This is a genomic window from Polycladidibacter hongkongensis (assembly GCF_001561995.1).
In the GTDB taxonomy this organism is placed as follows: Bacteria; Pseudomonadota; Alphaproteobacteria; order Rhizobiales; family Stappiaceae; genus Pseudovibrio; species Pseudovibrio hongkongensis.
Map to the genome: position 1 here is coordinate 11766 of NZ_LLWC01000006.1, position 16484 is coordinate 28249.

Consider the following 16484-nt stretch of genomic DNA (forward strand, 5'->3'; position numbering starts at 1 on the left):
GATCCGGCTGCCTGCATGCCCTCACAAGCGATCAGGCCGTAAAGGCGTGGCAAAAGCTCTGCGGATGGCGCACGGCAAAATCCACATCCTGCATGGCAACCACACGCACCGTGCCGCTGGTGGACTTGGTAAACGGATCAACGGTGAGATCCACCCCGGTCCAAAGCGCGATCAGCAGATCTGCCCAGTTGCCAAAGAAGGCGTTTTGATCCAGCACCTGATTGGAAACCCCGGTGTTGTAGCCGTTCACCGTGTTGCCTTGTTCCCAGATAAACTGCGCCGTGCCCGCCGCCTTCACCGTGGTTTTCATGGAACCGCGCATCTTGGCATTGACGATATAGCCAAGCGCCCCGATATCGGCATCATCGGTTGAAACCGCCGTCTCCATCGCCACCACCTCGGCAAAGGTGGGGTCATTTGCGGCAAAGCCGGTGGCGTTAATGCCCGTTGTTGCGGCGATCCCTTTGGGGGTATCGTCGCTGCCATTGCTGTGCAGCGCCGCCCGGCTCACCTCAAGGCCGATCACCTTGGCCAGATCATCGCGCACCATCGCCTCCACATCCAGCGAGGACTGGATAAGCAGACGGCGCGAATAATCCGTAAACGCGCCCAATGTGTGCGGGGTCAGGTCGATCTGGTCAAAAGCGGCGGCGCTCTTGGTCACATCTTCGCTTTCCCCCACCCAGTAGGCGGTCGCCCCGCCAACCATGCGCGGGATTTTAAAGTTGCCCTCCAGATCATGCAGCATGCGCGCACCCATGCCCATCACCACCGCACGCTTGCGCATCAGCTCCACAAAGCTGCTGGCCAGCAGGTTTTCCGAGACCAGCGCCCCGCCAGCGGCAACCGATGTTGTGGCCAGATTGCGGGTTTGCCCGGTCACATCTGCGCGCATCACATCGGCAGGCACAAGAATGCCGGTGGCTTCCTTGCCCCGTTTCTTCGCCGCTTCATCGGAACATTCAAACTCGAACTTGGCCGCCTCGCGGAAATTGGCATTGGAGGGATAGGCAAGCGCGTTCAAGGCCCGCACGAACGAGAACTGCTTGCGCTCCTTGCGGCTCATGCCGATATCGGCGGCAGCAGAGATTTTCTCCTGCCCGCGCTCGCCCATCTGCAACAGCACTTTTGTCGAAAATTCGTCCGCGCCCATGCCCGAGCGCACCGCGTCTTTCACCAGATCACGGCAATTCCACTCAGCCGCCGTGGCTTCGATCTCGCGAATACGCACCGCCTCTTTTTCCGCAGCTGCCCCGCGGATCTTGGCCAGCTCTTCTTCAGTGGGGCCGCTGTGAGGGGTTTCAGCTTCAATAGGTTTGGGCATTGCATCAGCCTTTCTCTCAAGTGCAATGGAAACAACATTCCCTTCCGATTGCGCCCGGCCAACCCCGACAGAGGGATCTGCGGGAACCGGGACAATCGAGATTTCGTGCGGGGTCCAGCGGGTCACGCGGTACACATCCAGATCACTATCGTTCTCTTCTTCCAGCCGGGCCTTGTGGATCCGGTAGCCAACCGAAACATTGGTCAATTCGCCATCCAGAACCCGCTGCCGGATCTCCAGCGCCCGCGCCGATTTGCCAAAGCGCACCCACGCCCGGCCCTTGCCCGCGCTGATCTGCACGCGCTCGATAACGCCCACCTGACTATCGACGCTGGCACGGTGATCAATCAGCAAGGGCGCCCGCCCGCTGCCCATAAAGGCAAGGTCGATTTCGTCGCTCTCGTGGCCCAGAATTTCAACGCCCCACCACTGGCGAACGGGCGCATCAGAGGAAAACGACAGCTCCAGCAAATCTTCCTGCGCCCCCTCATCGGCGCGCACAAAAGCCCCCTGCCGGAACAACCGCTCCGGCAGCTTCAAATCATCTGTTGGCATGGTGTGATTAATCCTCTTCAGGCTGCTCTTTATCTGCTGGCAGCACGGCTTTGCCGGTGGCCGCCAGCACCTGCTCAAGATCTATGCCGCGCGCGCTGGCAAGCGCCATCGCCTCGGCAAAATCGTCATAGATGTCTTCCAAGGTGCGGCCGCGCTCGCTGGCAATCTCCTGCGGGCTTTTAATGCGCATCTCCAGATTGGATTTATTGGCGGCCGCATCGTCCTTGGGATTGACCGATTGCCAGCCCCGGCCCGTCCACTCCACAGCGGCAAATCTGGCCCGCTGCGTCAGGGGCAAGCGCACCTGTCGGCTCAGCATCGCCATGCGCAGCCAGTCAGGAAAGATGGCACCGCAATAATGATCGGCAAGCCAGCCCTGCAGCACGCCCCATTGTTCGCGCTCCTCCCCGAGCCCCGCCCTGAGCGAAGAGAAGTTGGCGTTTTCCAGATCGCTGGACAGGGACGAATAGGCCACATCAAGTCCCGTGCACACAGCCCGCAGCATGATCTTGATAAACGGGGCCATCTCCCCGTTGGGATACGCCGGATCAAAGGCTTTAAAGTCATAGCCTTGCGGCAACTCTTCCAAAACCCCCGCTTCCATCTCCTCAAGCCGTGGCCGCTCCTCCTCCTCGTAGTATTCTTCTTCTAACACGTCTTCCGCCGCGCCATTGGTTGGTGTGCGCTCCGCTGTGCCCAGCTCCTCCTCCGGATCCGCATCCACTGAGCGCGTGTAAAACCCCATCTTCTGCGCTCCGAAAACCGCATTGGCCAACGCCGCCTCTTCAAAGCTGTTCATTTGCGCCATGCGCCGCAGCGCCGTATGCGCCCACGGAACCCCGATCACCGGCGCGGTCTGATCATAGGGCAGATAAAGATGCACAATCTCGTTTGCCGGTATGCGGATACGCTCACCCCGCCCGCCATAGGAAGAGCGGTTGTGCTTGAACATATGATAGGCAACCGGCCGATCCACCCCATTGCATTCCACCCCCGCAAGGATGTAGTGCCCCCGATCCAGCTCCTTGTTGAGCTCCACATCCAGCATGGTGATATCAAGGTGCTGCAGCTGAAAGGCAAACGGGCCGTACTCCGGCCCGCTATACTTGCGCGCCAGAAAATTGCCATCGCGCGCTGCTGCGGTCAGCGCAATGCGCTGGCTGTCAGCAAAAGTAAACTTGCCGCAAGTGGTGCAGATCCCCTTGCGGCTCCACGCCAGGAAACCGTCCCGGATCAGCCGGTTGCTGTCCCGGTCCAGATCCCCATTGGCAAGGCGCGCCACCGGCTTGATCTGCAGGCCAGCGCGGCCCACCACATTGCGGCGCAAATGCGAATAGAAGCCTTTCAGGTAATCATTGTTCTGGCTTTGCTCGCGGCTATGGGAGACCAGCCCCAGCAAGTCTTCCTGCGCATCGCGCATCAAGGAAGAGTTCAGCCCCATCAGCTTGAACTTCACCAGCCGGTCCGGGCGCGCTGCCTTGTATTTGCGTGTCCCGCGGCCGGGCAGTTTTCCCCCCTGCGCTGGCGGTTTGCGCCTGCCAAAGATTTCGGAAAATACCCCCATCAGCTAAACTCCACCTTCGCCAAGCGGTGCGCGCCCCGCCCCTTGCGCCTGCGCTCTTCGCTCTTCACCAGCTTGCGGTAATGGGTGTGCCACTCGGCAAGCTCTTTCGGGGAGAGCCTTGTCAGCTTGCGCCCCGCAATCTCGTAGGACGCAACGCCGGATAAGGCCCGCCCCTCCAGCAGCGCTTCGATCTGTGCCAGCATGCGCCGGTTATGACTGCGCAGGTCCTGCGGCGCCCCGTTTGCCAGATCCGGCAGCACCTTGAGCCGCCCGCCACCCACGCTCTTGCGCGCCCCGTCACGGTCCCGCGTGATAAACGCTGCCCACTGGTAGACCCCGGGTGTCCACGCGCCGGTCTCATCCGCCCCCAGGCGCACAAAAAAACCGCCCTCAACGGCGGCTGCGGTAAACGCGATCCTTGCCGGAGCATCCCCTGCCAAAGTGCCCACGTAGGAAAGCGTAAAATCCGCAGGTGAGAAATCTTGTGCCAGATCATCCCGCCGCCATGCGGTAAAATCACCCGCCCGCACCACCTTGGGCTCCACGCTCAGCGGCGCATCAAATCCATCTCGTGCCATGCATCACCCTCGCACTCCGGCAACGAGCGCGTTGCCTCTGCGCCGTGCCTTGCGGCGCACCTTTTTAGCCGGTGCCCGTTTCGGCTTCACCGTCGTTTGCACTGCCTGTGCTTCTGCTTGCGTTTCCCTCTGCCGCGTTTCCCTCTGCCGCGTTTCCGGTTGCGCCGCACCGGCTTCACGCTCCCCCGCACCTTCCCCGGCAAGATCTCTCGAACCTGTTGCAGGCGCTTCCGCCAGACTTGGCCTTGGTGCTGCAAAACTGTTGGTTTCCATAGATCGTGCCCAAACAGGCGGCCGCTTCCAGTTGATTTTTTCCGCCCGCAGTACCAACACCAGCGCCAGCCCGTAAACGCCCAGATCAAGCGCCTCGTTGCGCTTGCGCCCCTTGCGCAGCACCCAGCCTTTGGGCGTGCGCCGCTCTGCGCAAAACTCCTCAAACACTTCATCAGGCAAATTGCGGCTCAGGTGATAGGCATCTGCGCCCGGATCCTCGCGCGCCAGACTGGCGGTAACTTCGGATTTCAGCCGCCATGTGCCAACGCGAACAATACGCAAATCAGAACGCCGTTTAACCCGCTTGCCCTCTTCCTTTTCCGGCGTGACTTCCTTCGCCCGGTCCCGCTCCCACCGGTCCAGCCCCTTGGCAAGAAACACCCGCCGACGCAGGCTAAGCCTGCGCGATTTACGGTAAAACGCATAGGCGTTCTTCGTCACCCCGTCCGCGCCGCCACTGTCCACAATCAGCGCCGCCGGTTTCAGCTGGTATTCATTGCCCGCAACCGGATAATACCGCTCCAGCAAAGGCAAAAGCGCATCCCAGTCTTCCTTGTATTTTGCCGGATCTATCGCGCGTGCGTCTGCACTTGGCGCGGCCGCAGGCGGGGTGTGAACATCAAAGCGATCTATCAGCCAGCGTTCCAGCCCCGGCCCCCACGCATCCACTTGGACAACAAACCGCCCCTTTTGCACATCAACCGCTACGGTCAAAAAGCGTGTTTGCGGCGGTGCCACCTTAAGCAGATACGGCTCCGCCATCGCCTTCAATTGCTTCACGCTCAAGTCGTCTTCATCTTCCACCATGCGCGAGGAATAGGGCTTGCCCTGATCAACGTTGACAGTGGTTTTTAGCGCGGTTTCGTCTCCGGTTTGCTGAAACTCCAGCCAGGCGCTCTCGTATCTGGAAACCAGCGAGGCCCACGACTGGAAGGCCGCCGCCGCCCCTTTCAGCCAGTAACTCACAAGCTCGGTTTCGCGCAGAGTGGCATCCTCTACGCTCACCAGCTCTCCGGTTTTGCTTTCATGCAGCCAGCGGCCCGCCCGGTTGAGCTCCAGCTTATGCCGTGGCTCAAGGATAGCGCCGCAATGCGGGCACCCCATCACCGCCGCAAGGCCGCGCTCTTTCGGGCTGCCTTCATCGGGAAAGTGCAAGAGCTCATAATCAGGTTCAAAAAGCTCCCGGCAATCCGGGCAGGTCCAATAATAGCGCCCGCGTGTGCCCCGGTTGTAAAGCGCCAGAATACCCGTCGCCGGTGGGGCCATATGCGGCGCACCCTCGGGGGGCAGAAAATCATCGTCCTCGATCAGGCGGCCCGGCGAGCTCTCGGCAATCGCCATCCCGCGCGAGCCGAACGTTTCCGTGCGCTTCAAGGCAAGGTCAAACAGGTTGCCTTCCCCCTCCACATCCTCCGGCGCCCGGTCATAATCGCTCAGCAGCATCAGCGGCAGATCGGAAGCCGACACTTTGGAGACCACCGGCCAGCCAATATCCAGCGTCATGCCCCCCTGAAACCGCTTGTCCAGTATGTTGTTGTCAAACCGCCCCCGGCCCAAGCGCTGCTTGAGTGCAGGCGTGTAATTGACCAGCGCCCCCACCTTCTTGAGCGAGAACTCGCGCGCCGCATTGCGATCCATATGGATCACCCGCATATCGCAGGGCTCACAGCAGATCGCATGCCCGATGCGGTTGAGGATCAAGGCATCGGTCTTGCCAGTACGCGCAGGCCCGGCAAACACCACGCCGCGAAACCGCCGCGAGGCGCTCATGTCCATCGGCTCCACCATGTAAGGCGTTACCTTGTTGTCCCATGCGATAATTGCACCATTGTCTTGCAACCGGCGCTCCAAGCCTGCCCAGTGCGACACCGACATGCGCCGCACCGGCGCAAGGATCGGCAGCGCCTCGGCAAGACACCCGGCTGCACTGGCATAGGCAGGCGGCCGCCACCCATGCGCACGGGGCGGAAGTTCAAAACCAGCCTGCGCCATATCACCCCCTGCCGCTAGCTGGATACCTTCAGGCTAGGCCTGCCCTTTAGAGCGAAAATCCAACATCATGGCGTAATTGCCAACAGACACCCAGTCCCTATCGATCACCGCTGCCTGCAGCTGCTTTTGTAAAGTGGCATCTGGAGACTGGTGGCGGTTATCCCAGCCGGATTTGCGATCAACACAAGCAAACATCCGGTTTTTCATTTGATGGCAAAAAGCGCCGATAGCCGTGCCAATGCGGCCGCGCTCATTCTCCCGGTGCATTTCATCATGGTATTGCTCTTCGATCCGGTCCCGCATGCTTCCCATGTTGCCCCTCCCTCACTCCGCCGCGTCCATAATCGTCGCCTGCCCCGTGTCTTCTTCCGCGTTCATCGCCTGCATAAACTCTGTGAGCTCGCGGTGAAGTTCCGCCAAAAGATCGTCAGCGACCACAACCGCCGCCTCGGCCTGACGGCCATCCAGACCAACATCCCTCGACAAGCGATCCGGCATGCCGTTTACCGCATTGCGCACCGCCGAGAACGTCCGCTCCAGCAACGCCACCACATCAGCACGGGCAAGCAACTCGCCGCGCGACTGCGCCAGTTTGTTATAAGCGGCCTCCGTCTCGTAAAGGTCCTTGCGCTGGCGCGGCGTTAGCGCCATTTCGGAATTACCGGAGCCGCCCCCAAGCAAAGCCATCTGCATCTGGCGGATATTGCTTTGGATCTTCTCTTCTTCCGCAGCTTCCGTGGCTTCCCGTTCTTTGTGCCATGCATAACAAACCGAAAGCCGGAACTCATAGGCCTGCCCGTTGGTGCCCTTGCTCTCGCAAGGCATGCCCTCGCTAATCCATTGATCAATCGTCGGCAGGCTTTTCTTGAAGGCCTCGGCAAGGTGGCGCTTGTTCACCACCACATCCTCCACCCCCTCAGGCAATGGAAAGCGCGAAACCATTGCCCCTTGTTCGTGCACACCATCAGGAAGCGGATCGCGTTTAACATCAAGCATGCACGCCCCCTTACCTTCTGCAACAACAACAGAAACCGAAACACCAAGCATTCGCGCGGCCCGCACAAACCAACGTCCCGCAGTTGCGAACTACCCGTGGGCCGACACAGGCCCGGGAAGGACCCAAAGCCTCAACCGGTGCCGAAACCAGTTCCAAAACCTAGCGTGCTGTGCGCATCGCCTTGCGCATGGCACGGCGGAAGTTGCCCGCGATCCTCGCGGCGGCTGTCTTGCGGGCGCCGTCTTTAAAGCGCAGGCGCGGTTGATAGTCGGCGCGCTTCTCGTAGGCAATCAGCAGCTTTAAACCCGAGCTGCCCTTGGTGCCTCGCGATCCATTGCCTCGCTTGCCACGCTTTGGCCGTTGCCAAATGCCCTCGACGCCGCCCACTTCGCCCTGAAACACATCCGGGCGCTTGAGCAACCGGTCAATACTGCGCCGAGGCAAGTTGCCGTACTTGTTGAGCCGCAGCGCCACCGGCACCGCCAGCGCCTTACGCTCTGGCCTTCTGGTGCCACCCGTCTCTTGCAGTTGTAGATAACCCGCCTGCCGATCCTTGAAAAACACCTTCGCCTCAAGACGCCGCTTGCTCGCCCGCCGCAAACCAAGCCCCCGCTTGGTGAACGGTGTGGGCCGGTCCAGCCTGCGCACCAGAGCCTTCTCGCTGTTGGCCTTGATATCCTGCGCCACACCATTCAGCGCCAAGGAGATTGCATAGGGCACTTGCTGCCGTTCCGCCTTGGTCAGCCCCTTGGTGACCTCCTCAAAGTTTGCGGAATACTGGAACATGGCAAGCCACCTTTCCCACGCGAGGCCCAAGCGAGGCCCAAACGACAAGCCCCCCCAACGAAAAAGCGCCTCCAGAGCTGATCCGGCCTGAAAGCGCATTTGTTCATCATGGCTAAACCCTGCACAGTAACGTTGCACCCGTCAAGAGCCTGATTAACCCAGCCTACATATGCACCCCGCCAGCGAGACAACAAACAGGACTCCACATCAACCGCTTAAGCACCCCCGCACACCTGCAAACACGCCTGTGAATTAATCGGTCAAAGTAAGGTCCTGCCTACCCGCAACATAGCTTTTCATGACGTTTTCAATACCGAGATAGTAGCAATCAAACGATCCAAGAGTCGGCAATCTATTGCCAGCCCTGTCCTGCATTTCTACAGCGGTATATTTTCTACCTTCATTCGGCCTGCATGGAAAGACAAAGCAATTGCTAACATCTGCCGCCGGAACGACAGTTTTCAAGGCCCGCTCGTAAAACAGTTGCTTTACAACATCCCCCCAGCCGGGAACGGATTTAGTTCCGGTTGCATCATAATACTTGGCGTCAACAATAGTAAGCGAACGCTCGCCGCTTGCGTTATCAGTAGTTTCCAGCACAATATCGGTTTGCATACCCCGTTCCTGAACATCCATCCCGCCCTCTCGCTTCCTGAAGGCCGCACGGGGCAACCGGCTGTTCCAGCCTTCTGTTGCACCAACCAGTGTTTTACCAAGCATATGCTCCCAGACCGTGTGAAAGTCCTCCAGCCCGAGTACCAGCCCGCCCTCTGTAACGCCGCTATCTGCTTCAAGATAGGCAACCAGCAGATTAACCAGATTAATCACTCTGTTTTCAAAGAGTGTCGGTAAAAGGGATCGAAGCATTTTTGCCCATAATGCCCTCTGCTCTGTGGGCCGGTCATAGGACTTCAGCACAGCCTTGTGGGCGGACAAACCGCATAACCACCAGCCGAACTTCTCAGCTATCTCGCACATGACGACTGCTTGTACACGCGAGAGCGGAAAATTGCGGGCATCTGTTGTGCGCGTTGTCCTGAAAGCCGGATAGACCACATTGCCGCCCTGTGACAACAACGGAATTTCCTTGCGTACTGTCTCGCGCCATGCAGGCTTGCCACTATCGCGGCTGGCCACCCTGACTCTGTCGGCATAGATACCGTAGGCAAGAAAGTCCTCTGCCAAAGCCTTGATGATGTAAAGCAGGCCCGCATTGCCGCTATCGGCGTGCCAGTTGCCTGTGCGGCTGGTGACTTCCCTACCGTATTTAGCAAGGCAATCGAGAACCAGACTGGCGTTTTCTATTGTCTGCCCTGTCTGCCTTGGCAGGAAGAAGCTGGCCTTGCCATTATCACCATGTATCATCCCGCAAAAATGTATGGAATTTTTCCGTTCGGTTTTGCCCTTGCCAAGACGCCGGAGAAGCGCCAGCGACTCCGGAGATGCACTTTCCAGTACCTCAACCACACAGCGGTCATTGAATAGCAACAGCTCCATCAGATAGCACCGGCTTCACTTCCGTGTTGAAAGCGTGCAAGAAAGCTTGCGGAAAAAATCTCCTCGTCACCGGCAACCGCAGCCGACAGGCTGCCATATGTCCTTTTGTCTCCGTCCTTGAACACAAGTTCCCGCCCGTGATGACGAAGAAGATCATCCCAAAGATAGATCAGGATTTTGCCAGGAACCCTGCCGCTCTTTAAGTCGTCCGAGCTAACAAACCACGGCCCGAGCAGCCTGTCTTCTGCCACGCGCAGCGTTTCAATAAGGAAAGTATTGAGGTTACTTCCAAACTCCGCCCAGCCGACATCCGTTTTATTAGCTCCGTTAACCAGTGTAATTGCTTCGGCTGGAACGTTTCGAGCCCCGAAATCAATCTGCATATATTCCTGCTGCCAGCGGCGTCGAAAAGCGGTATCTAGCGGGTAAACCCCCTGGTCGGCGCTATTCATCGTTGCAAAAATGCTCAGGTTTGATGGCAAGGCCATCTTATCATGCTGCTGGCCAGTTTCCTTGCAGAACCAGTGGCGGAACTCCTCGCTTGGAAAATCTACAGTGTACTTGCCCTTGCCACTTACGTCCCTGTCCAGCAACTGGAACAGCTCACCAAAGACGGCAGCTGCCGGTGCACGGTTCAATTCCTCGATCACAAGATAATGATGCTCTGCCGTTGCTTTCCACGCCTTGGCGAGTGCCCTTGCAAAAGGCCCTGGCGAAAAGGCATAGGTCACCTGCTGCCCGTCCATAACCGGTTTCAGCGCTCCGATAAAATCACTGTTCTGCATATCGGGGTGAAACACTGTGCGTACACAGGATGCGCCGTTGATTTTCTCGTCAACGCTGTGGCTTTTACCGGTGCCCGGCGCACCATAAATGATGCAGTTAATACCTTTGGCCGCGGGGTCGACTGGAACCGTTACGAGTGGAGCGTAGCTATTGCAGGCGACCTCGAATTCAAGATCCGCATACTCTACGCCCGCGCTGGAGAACGCTTCTATAAGCTCGATCCGACCTTTGCTGGCCACTGCTACGAGATTGCCGACCTTATAAGTGGCAGCTTCGATGAAATCGACCCTATTGAGTTTTTTACCAATATCCAATCTTTTGGTATCATCATTGCGCCATCCTATACCCGACCAGACCGGATCACTCATAAACAAGTGCATTCTATCCTGATCGCTCTGATTGGGAAGTAGCTTGGCGATAGCCGCGGAAAACGCTCCATGCTGCGTCCACTTCTCGTATTCCTTCGCTGACCCGAACGGGGCATCTTTAAACGGGCTACTTGGATCAGTGCGCTTGATATTCAGACTATCGGATACCTGCTTGAGGACTTCTTCATACAAACGAAGAGCAACTACGTAATCTGCCAGAGCCAGAAGCCTTGGAAACTCCTGAAAACTCAAAAAATACACATTGCCTTTATCTCCGTCCACAAGAAGAGCATTGTCACCGGAAAGCCTGGCTTTTGCCCCCAATTTCTGCAATAGGCTCTCGAGCTTGTTATTGGTCAGAACAACTTTTCTATCCACATCAATTTTAGAAATTTTATCTTTAGCCGCCGCAATCAGATCGGCGAGGTCCGGCAATGAATCCATTGTAAATTCCTGATTCTGATCAAATGATTACAGGAATATTGCAACACATAAAGAATACTTCAAAGCCTCTCTCCCCTGATCCTTCCTGTATTTTCAGATGAATGCTGTAGAAAGTTCATTAACAACAAGGACAACCGGCTTTCTTCCAGCCTGTTTTTTCCCTTGAGGGCACATTCCCACACAACCAGCACCCGCCAGCCACTGGCAAGCAATTCATCGTGTTTTTGCCTGTCCCTTGCAATGTTGCCCGAGATTTTTTCCTGCCAGAACTCTTCACGGCTCTTGGGCAACCGGAAAAGATGGCAGTTTTCGTGCCCGTGCCAGAAACAGCCGTTTACAAAAACAGCTGTTCTGTATCTTGGCAGAACAATGTCCGGTTTCCCGGGCAAATCCTTCCGGTGCAGGCGAAAACGGAAACCGGCCTCGTGCAGGAGTTTTCTGACAGTAATCTCGGGTTTCGTGTTTTTGCCTTTGATACCGGCCATCATCCGGCTACGCTTGGCAGGCGATACGATATCAGCCAAGGACTCTCTCTTGCCCGGTCTTCTGCACGCTAAATCGGTCCGCAACAAGATACGGTTCCATCTCGTTGGCAATTGCGCGCACTACGGGCATGGCGACAGAATTACCGAACTGCTTGTAGTTTTGTACGTCCGATACCGCGCTGATGACAAATTCCTCAGGAAAACCCTGGATGCGCGCGCACTCGCGCGGTGTAAGTTTGCGTGGATTGTCGCCGATATCACTCTGGTCAATCAGGATCTCGCTACCATCCTTGTAATAGCGGGCGCTAATGGTATTGCAATAGGGACTATCGGCATTAAACAGGCTGAAACCGAAACCGTTGCCTCTGGCGCGATGCTCCCGCAAACGCCTCTCGTGACCGGCCAGCAGGCGATCCGAAATCGTGTATTTGGATTGAACCGATATGTTCCGCTCCAGTATATCGCCGAGTCTCGTTTGCGAACGGTATAGCTCGAGAGCATCAAGCAGCTTCGTGGCAAGCCCGCCCTGTTCAGCAGCGGAAACTTTGTCCCTAGCAAACCCGATAATAAAAATCCGCTCGCGGTTTTGCGGCACCCCGAAATTGACTGCACGTAAAACACGAAAATCTACATCGTAGTTCAGCCGTGTGGAAAGGCTGGCCCTTGCCTCTTCGGACATTGGCACATCTGCCGGTATTTCCGGCACTTCTTCCCCTCTCAAGATCGAGAGAATTGTTTTCAGCGTCCGGCCTTTTTCATGCCCCTTCAGCTGCTTGACATTTTCCAGCACAAACGCCTTTGGCCGATGATGTGCAAGAATGCGCTGGATCTCGAAGAACATGGTGCCGCGCGTATCGTTGAATCCTTTACGCAGGCCAGCCTGCGAGAATGCCTGGCAGGGGAAACCGGCCAAAAGCAAATCATGCCGAGGGATTTCAATCGCGGGGATTTTTGTTATGTCGCCATGCGGCAGTTCTCCGAAGTTTGCCGCATAGGTCTTCTTTGCAAACTTGTCCCATTCGGATGTGAAAACGCACTTGCCCCCCACCTGCTGGAATGGCAACCGGATGCCGCCAATACCGGCGAACAGATCGATAAACCGGAATGCCTCTGGCGCATTCCCGGATCTGAACGGAACACCGGTATCGAATGCAAGTATTTTTTGCAGCTTGCTCTGGCTCGGCCGGTGCTCGCCACGCTCCCAGCCGCCGACGGTCCGCTCGCCACTCTCTCCGAGGCCCAGCAGCTCGGCAAATTCCTTCTGTGTCAGACCAATGGCTTCACGGTGGGCACGAATGGCCTCGGCGGTACTAAATTGCTTCACAACCCGATTGTTCCCTGTTTGTTGTTAACCTAATCTATGATCGTTTTTTCCCGCCGGGTCAATTACAGGATATATCATTGTGCTTTTAACACACCGAAAGCTGCATACCTTTTATCTATCGACGATCAAACATGACTAAACTCTCAGTCGGTCGCCTAAAGACAAGCCAACTGTCTAAACCGAACAGAAGCCTGAGGAACGTTAAATCGAGAAAAGTTCTCTTGAATTAGTGCTAGCTGATCATAATAACTGACCGTCCAACGCGCTAATGAACTAACATTTTTAACGACTTCCACAAAATATGTTGCATCAACTTCGGCTAGAGAATGACCAAGCACATATACCTCAGAAATATCTCTTAAGTTTCTGAAGAATAATTGGTGTTGCTCAATAAGAGCCTTTGTCGGCTTAAAGGTCTCAACAAAATATTGATCTATTAGTTGGTAGCCACCAGCAACTCGAACATCTGTATTTTCATCGATACATTTTTCAAGCTTTTCTTCTTGTTCCCAAGCATGCCCGAGTATAATTTCTGAACTTTGATCGTTTGATTTACCGTGAATATGTAATACATTACATTCAGGAACGCCATAAATGTTTTGTAGCGTTGTCGTGTAATTAAAACTTAAAAATAGCGCGTTTTTTTGAATACAGCTTAATTTTGGTTCAAAATTATTATTCGGAATAGCTAGTGTTTTTAGCCAACCTGCAAACAGTTGCCTTAGGTCGCTTGATAAACCTTGCACCACCTGTTGAATTACATATTCATAGTTATGATGGAAGGAATCGCTCCAATCATCCGCCCCATATGGTTCGAGATAATTTGTCGCGTGGTCAATGACCAAATCGGAATCAAAACCAGCCAAGCGTTCTTCAAAGCAATTCCAAAAATCCTTGTCAACATAAAGGTAATCATTAATAAGATCAAAAACTGTTGTATTTTCCTTTCTAACATATTCGCCAAAATCGCTATAGCGAGACGGTATACCGTGATGCAAGTCGAAGCCATTCCCAAGAATAAAAAGTTGTTGAGTCATGCGATTAACCTACTGCATAATAATTGACGTCAAAAGCTAAGCAAAAAACATGGATCACATTCAGCGCACTAAAAAAAGAACCGTCGCTTAAGTCTTCTATCAGAAGCGCCGACTGAACACGCATAAAGATAAATCGTGCCCCTTCATCTTCTTCAAGTAAATTGAGAATCGTCGCTGCATTTTTCTCAATATGTCGTTTAAAGGGATATGAGTATTGTTCTTGTCCAACTCTAATAATCTCTTCAAATGATATACTTTCGATATGCTCCGGCTCTGAATGGCCAATACCGAGAGATCCAGCGCTTGAATAAGTATACTTACTATGCCCTTGCAATTGGCCTGCACGTACAATATTGCTATTTTTAATGACCTTGCGTTTCTTAACATGCTTCCAGAGTGTACTGGTATCCCAAAATGCAGGGCTTGCGTATAGTACAGCAGCACGGCCTTGACTTTTAATTTCAAGTTTCTCAAGCGTTTTTTGTTGGTGCTCCGTGATATTGTAGCGAAAATATGGCTTCTTCCAAAAAGCCCACTGTGCTGCTCTTGATGTATTTAAAAATTCTGGGCGTTTGTACTGTACGAAAAGATTAAACTTAAACGGTGGCATTCTATCTGCAACATCTGATGCCCATTCATTTACCTCAGCAATGCGAGCGCCCCGAAGCATCCCAAGCATGCTATGTTCATAAAAAGTGTGACAGCCATGAGAAAAGAGTAGACTGAGTAAACGTCGTAGCGGAGCACGAAATGCTGCATCAAAACCAAGATGATTTTCATCAACCTGATCGGGTGAATAGAAAACAATATTACGGGTGTTTAACTCACTATTGAAATACTGTTCATACGTTTTTTCTTTAAATTCTGTTTTCATGTAAAAAAACTCATGGTTGTTATTAACTCTAACTACCAAACCTTATCCGCATATAAAGTGCAATATTTAACAAAGCATTAGAGCATTTTCGAGGTGACTTTTAGAGATATTTGCCTGTTAATTCTGCCGTTGTGTGAGGAGCGCGGCAGTAGAGTTACGCCGCCAATTTTGGCTTGGTTGTAGGTGCTATGTCCCCCAACAGAAACGACGGCCATGATGGCGCGGTCGCTGTTGTAGGTCCATAGCCTTTCCACCTCTTGCCCGCTGCCTGCCGAGTGGACCAGCCTCCTGCTATCGCCCCTCACCACTCCATGGCGAAGATGCGCTCGTGGGTGATGTCTCACTCCGCAGCGGATCGCGTTGTTCAATTGCATATAGCAATCCGCTGTCCCAATGAAACCGACTACATAAATGGCTAAATGGCCTCTATCTTACGCGCCAGCTCTTCTTTCCCCAATCGCGTCAGGATAATAGCTAACGTTCTATTTAAATCTGCCTTTTCCAACATATGTTTTACTTCGCCTTGTAGATCACGACTGCGCGTGAGGGCCTGTAAATGGCATTCATAGGCGTTCGGATACTCATCCCCCGCCCAGCCTTTGCGATGAAAATAGACCAGCGCTTCAATTGAGGCGAAATCTTCAACCGTGAATTCCTGAGTGAGTTCCAGCGACACTTCTTCTAGAGCATTCTGATACCTTGGAAGATCAGACATATCCACCTCTTCGCTGGCAACCAACCTGCCCCCCGAATTAGTTTTATGTGGAGTGATCGGCCCCATAACGAAACGCCATTTACCTACGAAAACAAGTAAACATTCTTCGTCAACAAAATGCACCTGAGTAACCATAGCAACCTCATGTTTTGAGCTTAAAAACAGAGACACAATACATTGGTGCGAGGGAGACCGCCTACTCCTCAATTATTCGTAACTCTTTCTCACCACTCCATGGCGAAGATGCGCTTGTGTGTGGGGCCTGCCTCCACCGCCAGCCCCAGCTCGAAGGCCGCGTGGGCAAGCCCGTCGCGCATCAGCCGCCCCACATAGTCCTTTGTCGCCCGCGAAGGCTTGCCCGCTGCCCGCTTGGCGTCATCCTCCTCAAAAGCCAGCGCCGTTTCCTGCACGCTGATCCCCCGCCCCGCAATGGCAAACACCGCATATGCCTGATCCGGCCCCAGCCGCGCCCCGATGCGCTGCAACACCTCGCGCGCCTCGCACGTGCCCAGCATCAGCCAGTCCCGCACCCGCACCGAGCAATCCACCCGTGCCGCGCCTAGATCCACCGATCCGGTCTGCCCCTCCACCTGCGCGCACAGCCCGCGGATCTTGCAGGCCGCCGCATATTGTCCCTGATTGATCCGCTTGGCGTTGTAAAGCCACTCCAGCGAATGCCCGCGCTGCAAAGCCGCCCGCTGCCGCGCCAGCGCCTGCCGCGCCTTGGGCCTGCCCGTCAGCCGCAACGGATCCGCATGCTCGCGGCACGCCAAACCACCGGAACCGCCCGCAACACCCGCCATTTTCTTCGCCCCGCTTCTGCCCATCACATCATCTCCTCTTGCTCTGCCAACAGCTGCGCCAGCTGCGTGCGGATCCGCTCCG

General features: G+C 55.2%; 15 protein-coding genes. All 15 read right to left on the reverse strand.

Features of this window, described 5'->3' with window-relative positions; translation table 11 throughout:
* Positions 1–31: 31 nt before the first annotated feature.
* Complete coding sequence (locus tag AYK82_RS01075) at positions 32–1879, reverse strand: phage major capsid protein (protein ID WP_068310460.1); 1848 nt, start codon at positions 1877–1879, stop codon at positions 32–34.
* A 7-nt stretch (positions 1880–1886) separates the two neighbouring features.
* Positions 1887–3443: a phage portal protein gene (locus AYK82_RS01080; RefSeq protein ID WP_068310462.1), complete on the reverse strand. Its 1557-nt coding sequence runs from the start codon at positions 3441–3443 to the stop codon at positions 1887–1889.
* Positions 3443–4021, reverse strand: a complete 579-nt coding sequence (locus AYK82_RS01085) for a hypothetical protein (RefSeq protein WP_068310464.1) — start codon at positions 4019–4021, stop codon at positions 3443–3445. The genes AYK82_RS01080 and AYK82_RS01085 overlap by 1 nt, the downstream gene beginning before the upstream one ends.
* 3 nt (positions 4022–4024) lie before the next feature.
* Positions 4025–6286: a phage terminase large subunit family protein gene (locus tag AYK82_RS01090; protein WP_068310466.1), complete on the reverse strand. Its 2262-nt coding sequence runs from the start codon at positions 6284–6286 to the stop codon at positions 4025–4027.
* A 33-nt stretch (positions 6287–6319) separates the two neighbouring features.
* Positions 6320–6598 (reverse strand): hypothetical protein, encoded by a 279-nt coding sequence (locus AYK82_RS01095; RefSeq protein ID WP_068310468.1) that lies wholly within the window; start codon positions 6596–6598, stop codon positions 6320–6322.
* Positions 6599–6610: 12 nt separating this feature from the next.
* Positions 6611–7282: a terminase small subunit gene (locus tag AYK82_RS01100; protein WP_172795170.1), complete on the reverse strand. Its 672-nt coding sequence runs from the start codon at positions 7280–7282 to the stop codon at positions 6611–6613.
* 160 nt (positions 7283–7442) lie between these two features.
* Positions 7443–8069: a hypothetical protein gene (locus AYK82_RS01105; protein ID WP_156453227.1), complete on the reverse strand. Its 627-nt coding sequence runs from the start codon at positions 8067–8069 to the stop codon at positions 7443–7445.
* 252 nt (positions 8070–8321) lie between these two features.
* The gene (locus AYK82_RS01110) at positions 8322–9566 is read right to left on the reverse strand and encodes an LlaJI family restriction endonuclease (protein ID WP_068310474.1); all 1245 of its coding nucleotides are present in this window, start codon (positions 9564–9566) and stop codon (positions 8322–8324) included.
* On the reverse strand, positions 9566–11164 hold the full coding sequence (locus AYK82_RS01115; protein ID WP_068310476.1) for an AAA family ATPase: 1599 nt from the start codon (positions 11162–11164) through the stop codon (positions 9566–9568). Before AYK82_RS01115 ends, AYK82_RS01110 begins: the two co-directional genes overlap by 1 nt.
* A 59-nt stretch (positions 11165–11223) precedes the next feature.
* The gene (locus AYK82_RS01120; RefSeq protein WP_244265694.1) at positions 11224–11736 is read right to left on the reverse strand and encodes a very short patch repair endonuclease; all 513 of its coding nucleotides are present in this window, start codon (positions 11734–11736) and stop codon (positions 11224–11226) included.
* Positions 11681–12973: a DNA (cytosine-5-)-methyltransferase gene (gene dcm / locus AYK82_RS01125; RefSeq protein WP_068310480.1), complete on the reverse strand. Its 1293-nt coding sequence runs from the start codon at positions 12971–12973 to the stop codon at positions 11681–11683. Before dcm ends, AYK82_RS01120 begins: the two co-directional genes overlap by 56 nt.
* 155 nt (positions 12974–13128) lie before the next feature.
* The gene (locus tag AYK82_RS01130) at positions 13129–14010 is read right to left on the reverse strand and encodes a bacteriophage abortive infection AbiH family protein (RefSeq protein WP_068310482.1); all 882 of its coding nucleotides are present in this window, start codon (positions 14008–14010) and stop codon (positions 13129–13131) included.
* Positions 14011–14014: 4 nt separating this feature from the next.
* The gene (locus tag AYK82_RS01135; RefSeq protein ID WP_068310485.1) at positions 14015–14884 is read right to left on the reverse strand and encodes a hypothetical protein; all 870 of its coding nucleotides are present in this window, start codon (positions 14882–14884) and stop codon (positions 14015–14017) included.
* A gap of 415 nt (positions 14885–15299) precedes the next feature.
* Positions 15300–15734, reverse strand: a complete 435-nt coding sequence (locus AYK82_RS01140; protein WP_068310487.1) for a hypothetical protein — start codon at positions 15732–15734, stop codon at positions 15300–15302.
* Positions 15735–15823: 89 nt separating this feature from the next.
* Positions 15824–16484 (reverse strand): hypothetical protein (locus AYK82_RS18080; protein WP_172795171.1); only part of this gene is annotated, 661 nt, incomplete at its 5' end.